We start from the raw sequence: 5,135 nt of genomic DNA, 5'->3' as shown, positions 1-5,135 counted from the left end.
GATCACCACCGGCAGGTCGGCGCGGATGTCGCGCAGCGCCAGCGCCACGTCGAGGCCGGAGTAGCCCGGCATGTTGAAGTCGGTGATCACCAGGTCGAAGGCCAGCGGCCGCACGGCGACCGCCGCGACCGCCTCGTGCCCGTCGCGGAACGCAGTGACCCGGTAGCCGGCCTGCAGCAGCAGCCGCTCCACCATCAGCACGATCACCTCGTCGTCGTCGACGTAGGCCACGTGCTGGCCGGCCCCCTGCAGCGCGCCGGGCGCGGTGACCGGCAGGGCTTCCTCGACCGGCTCCGGCTCGGCGGCCGGCAGGTAGAGGTGCATCGTCGTGCCGCGCCCGGGCGCGCTGTCGACGCGGATCGCGCCGTGGTGCGCCGCGACGATGCCGTGCACCACCGACAGCCCGAGCCCGGTGCCCTGCCCGGTCGGCTTGGTCGTGAAGAACGGCTCGAAGATGCGCGCCTGCGTGGCCGCATCCATCCCGACGCCCTGGTCCTGCACCCACAGGTGGGCATGGTGCCCGGCGGCCAGTGGCGGCGTGGTGCCCATGGCGCGCTCGTCGCCCGACACCACCTCGTACGCCGCCAGCCCGACCTCGATGCGCCCCGGCCGCCCCTGCAGCGCATGCCAGGCGTTGGTGCACAGGTTCATCAGCACCTGCTGCACCTGGGTGCCGTCGGCGTTGACGTGCAGCGTCGGCGCCGCCAGGCGGCACTCCAGCGACACCACCGCCGGCAGCGTGGAACGCAGCAGCCGCACCGATTCCTCCACCAACGGCTGCAGCGGCTGGTTGACCAGCGCCTGCGGCTGGCGGCGGCCGAACGCGAGGATCTGCTGCACCAGGTCGCGGGCGCGCACGCTGGCCTTGTGGATCTGCTCCAGGCTCGCGAGCGCGGGGTGGCCGGCGCCGATGTCCTCGCGCGCCAGCGCGACATTGCCGAGGATCGCCGCGAGGATGTTGTTGAAGTCATGCGCGATGCCGCCGGCCAGCGTGCCGATCGACTCGATGCGCTGCGATTCGCGCAGCTGCGCCTCGAGCGAGCGGCGCTCGCGGTCGCTGCGCCACAGCCGGCGGATCATCACCACCATCAGCAGGTGCAGCAGCAGCCAGGCCAGCGCGGTGAACAACGCGAGGCGCCGCCAGCTGGCGAGCACGTCGTCGTGGCTGAGTGCCACCGTCAGGAAGAACGGGTAGCCCTTCACGACCACCGTGCCCGAGATGCGCCGCACGCCGTCGGTGAAGGCGACGTACTCGTTCACCGCCTCCGGCTGCCCCGCCTTGACCGCGCGCAGGATCGGCTGGTCGGGCGGCATCGGCTTGTTGACCTCGGCATCGATCTGCGGCCAGCGCAGCACCAGATTCCCGGCCTCGGTGCGGCGCAGGAACACCGTGCCGTTGCGGCCGATGTCGAGCTTGCGGAACTGCTGCTGGAAGTAGGTGAGGTCAAGCGGCGCCAGCGCGGCACCGACGAACCGGCCCTGCGCGTCGCGCACCGGACGCGTCATCACGATGGTCGGGCGCTGGCTGACGCGGCCGGTCACCACGTCGGTGAACAGCAGGCCGGCCTGCGGGTCGCGCTGGTAGGCCTTGAAGAACGAGCGATCGGCATAGTTCGCCATCGGTGTGCTGGCCGACGAGGTCACGTAGCGCTGGTCGCCGCGGGCGTCGATGATGCGCAGCGCGATCAGCTCGTCGAAATCGCGCAGCATCGCATCGAGTTCGCCGTTGACCTGCCGGGCGTGGGCGAGTTCGCCCTGCGGCGCGAGCGCCTCGGGCGGCACCGTCTGCGTCAGCGCGCGAAGCACGGCATCGGTGCGGCGGAAGGTGCCGTCCATGCGCACCTCCAGCGTGCGCGCGTAGTTCAGCGCGGTGGTCTGGGCGGACTGGATGGCGTCCTGCCGCGCCACCCACAGCAGCCAGCCGATCAGCAGCGAGGCAGCCAGCGTTGCACCGGCCAGCAGGGCCGCGAACTTGCGGCGCGGAGGCAGGACGGCGGGCGCCGGCGGGGATGTGGCCATGGGAAGGTCTTTTAGCCCGGCGTGGCGGGCGGCGCAATCGGGGGCGCCGAGCGTGCACCCAGGCGTGAAATCCTCGCGCAAGTGCCTCAATGCCCATCCCCGGATGCCGATATCTTGCCCAGGTGGACAGTCCGTCAGGGGAGGCGCGTTGCCACCGTGAACCAGTGCACAAGTCCGGAAGTCGAGCGTGATCAAGAAAATTGCTGTCAGCGAGTTGCGCCTGGGCATGCATGTCCACGAGTTCTGCGGCTCGTGGATGGATCACCCGTTCTGGCGCTCGAAGTTCATCCTGAAATCCGACGCTGACTTCGAACGCATCAAGTCCGGCGGCGTCAAGGAGCTGTGGATCGACACCGGCAAGGGCCTGGATGTCGAAGGCTCGGCTGCCGTGGCGCAGGCCATCACGCAGGAATCGGTGGCCGACGAGGTCGAGCGCGAGCTGGAGTTCGTCGCGTCGATGCCGATGGAGTTCGACGCCCTCGACAGCGGCGACGCCGCGATGGCCAAGGCCGCCGCGCTGTACCGCCGCTCGGTGCCGAAGATCGCATCGATGTTCGGCGAGGCGCGCCTGGGCAAGGCGGTCGACGCCGGCCAGTGCGAGGAGCTGGTCGAGGAGATCTCCGAATCGGTGCTGCGCAACCCCGGCGCGCTGATCAGCGTCGCACGGCTCAAGCGCGCCGATGAATACACCTACATGCACTCGGTGGCCGTCTGCGCGCTGATGGTGTCGCTCGGCCGCCAGCTCGGCCTGCAGGGCGACCAGCTGAAGAAGGCCGGCCTGGCCGGCATGCTGCACGACCTGGGCAAGGCGGTGATGCCGCTCGAGGTGCTGAACAAGCCCGGCAAGCTCACCGATGCCGAGTTCGACATCATGAAGAGCCACCCCGAGCGCGGCCACGAGATGCTGCTCGAAGGCGGCAGCGCCGGCGCCGTGGTGCTCGACGTGTGCCTGCACCACCACGAGAAGGTCGACGGCAGCGGCTACCCGCACAAGCTGTCGGGCGAGCAGATCAGCCTGTTCGCGAAGATGGGCGCGGTGTGCGACGTGTACGACGCGATCACCTCGGTGCGCCCGTACAAGAGCGGCTGGGATCCGGGCGAGGCGCTGCGCCGCATGGCGCAGTGGAACGGCCACTTCGAGCCTCGCGTGTTCCAGGCCTTCGTCAAGACGGTGGGCATCTACCCGGTCGGCTCGCTGCTGCGCCTGCAGTCCGGCAAGCTCGCGGTGGTGACGGCACAGAACGCGCAGAACCTGCTCGCACCGAAGGTCAAGGCCTTCTTCAGCACCAAGTCGAACATGCGCATCGAGCCGCTCGAGATGGACCTGGGCAGCGCGTACTGCCAGGACAAGGTGCTGCGCTGCGAATCGCCGGACGAATGGAAGTTCAAGGATCTCGATATCCTCGCGGGCGTGCAACGCCCTGGATGACCCACACCGACTACGGCCGGTTGAAGAACTCCCACATCAGCGCGTTCGCCGACACCGCCTGGCTCGGCGCCTCGCCGCGCGCCTTCTGCCCACCGGGCCACGAATGCCCGCCGGTCTCGGTGACGCACAGCTTCACCTGCGCCGCGCCGCTGCACGACGCATGCACCTCGCAGCGAGCGCCCGGTTTCTCCAGCACCGTCCGGGGCGCACCGGTGCAGGCATCGTGGCGCACCCACCGCGCCACCGTGTCGGGCACCGACGCGAACTCGCCGGTCGCCCCACGCAGCCGCGTGTTGCTGCTGAACCCGCCATCGAACGGCACCATCGGGTCGTTGCGCGCATGGAGGTGCAGCACGCTGACCGGCCGCGCCGGCGTGCAGCGCCGCGTGTTGTCGGTACCGGCCACCGCGGCGATCGCACTGAACACGTCGCCGGCCTCGCAGGCGAGCCGGTAGGCCATCATCGCGCCGTTGGACATGCCGGTCGCGAACACCCGGTTCGGAGCGACCACCATCTGCTGCTGCAGGTTCGCGACCACCTGGCGGATGAAGCCGACATCGTCGACCTCGCGGTCGCGCGCCTGGCCGCAGCAGCTGCCGGCATTCCAGGTGGCGAGCGTGCCGCGGCGCAGCCGGCTGTAGCCGTTCGGGAACACCAGCACCGCGCCCGTGCGCTCCGACAGGCTGATCAACCCGTAGTTCGCGTCATCGGCCTGGTAGTCCATGCTGCCGCCGCCACCGTGCAGCGCGACGACCAGCGTCTGCGGCTTCGCGGCATCGAAGGTCTTCGGCACATGCACGCGGTACAGGCGGTCGAGCTCGCCGTGCCGGACCGTGTAGCGGTAGTCGCCCGCTGCGGCGATGCGGGCCTTCGGGTCGTCCTGAGCCTGGCACAGGCTGTTGCACAACAGCAGCCCCAGGGCCGCGGCAAAGCCGGTCAGGCGGCGCATAGTTTCACCTTCGCTGAAAGATCCTGCGCCGAGCTTACGACCCTGGGCGCAGCACGGATCGCAGGGTCTGCTACGTTCCATTTCAATTTCGTCACGGGAGATGCCCATGCTCAAGCTCACCACCTGCCTCGGCGCGCTCGCGCTCGCGGCCTGCGCCTCGCAACCGGCCGCCGTCGCGGTGCCGGCCAACCTGGTGCCGGCCGGCGAACGGGCCGTCGAACGGCTTGGCGCGCGCGGCGTGCAGATCTACGAATGCCGCAACAAGGTCGGCGGCAGCGGCACCGAATGGGTGTTCGTCGCGCCCGAGGCCGATCTGTTCGACGTGCAGGGCGCGCCGGCCGGCAAGCACTATGCCGGCCCGCACTGGGAGCTCGCCGACGGCAGCCGCATCGTCGGCACCGCGAAGGCCCGCGCCGACGCCCCGCTGGCCGGCGCGATCCCGTGGCTGCTGCTGTCGGCACGCTCGGTGGGTGGACCGGGCCGGCTCGCGAAGATCACCAGCGTGCAGCGCGTCAACACCGCCGGCGGCGCGGCACCGGCCGCCGGCTGCGATGCCGCGAGCCTCGGCCGCACCGAGCGCGTGCCCTACACCGCCGACTACATCCTGCTGGCGCCCTGAGCCTCGGCAAAGCTCAGGCTGAACTCGGCACCGTCCTGCGCATTCGCCGCGGCCAGCGTCCAGCCGTGCGCCCGTGCGATCTCGCGGCAGATCGACAGCCCGAGCCCCGCCCCCTGGTG

4 protein-coding genes are annotated in these 5,135 nt (G+C 70.3%); 2 read left to right on the top strand and 2 right to left on the bottom strand.

The window, feature by feature from the left end; genetic code table 11:
• On the bottom strand, positions 1–2,019 hold a 2,019-nt coding region (locus AC1D15_RS17385; protein ID WP_477826955.1), incomplete at its 3' end, for an ATP-binding protein.
• A 187-nt stretch (positions 2,020–2,206) separates the two neighbouring features.
• Between AC1D15_RS17385 and AC1D15_RS17380 the strand changes: the two genes are divergently transcribed.
• Complete coding sequence (locus AC1D15_RS17380) at positions 2,207–3,448, top strand: cyclic di-GMP phosphodiesterase (protein WP_477826954.1); 1,242 nt, start codon at positions 2,207–2,209, stop codon at positions 3,446–3,448.
• A 10-nt stretch (positions 3,449–3,458) separates the two neighbouring features.
• On the opposite strand, the gene AC1D15_RS17375 is transcribed toward AC1D15_RS17380, so the two are convergent.
• Positions 3,459–4,397 (bottom strand): CE1 family esterase, encoded by a 939-nt coding sequence (locus AC1D15_RS17375; protein ID WP_477826953.1) that lies wholly within the window; start codon positions 4,395–4,397, stop codon positions 3,459–3,461.
• Positions 4,398–4,503: 106 nt separating this feature from the next.
• On the opposite strand from AC1D15_RS17375, the gene AC1D15_RS17370 reads away from it, so the two are divergent.
• Positions 4,504–5,016, top strand: coding sequence for a DUF3455 domain-containing protein (locus tag AC1D15_RS17370; RefSeq protein WP_477826952.1), 513 nt, complete (start codon positions 4,504–4,506; stop codon positions 5,014–5,016).
• Positions 5,017–5,135 lie beyond the last annotated feature (119 nt).

The organism is Rhizobacter sp. P2_H2, assembly GCF_056403375.1.
Note: the sequence above shows the minus strand (reverse complement) of the source record. Positions and strands in the feature narration are given on the sequence as shown.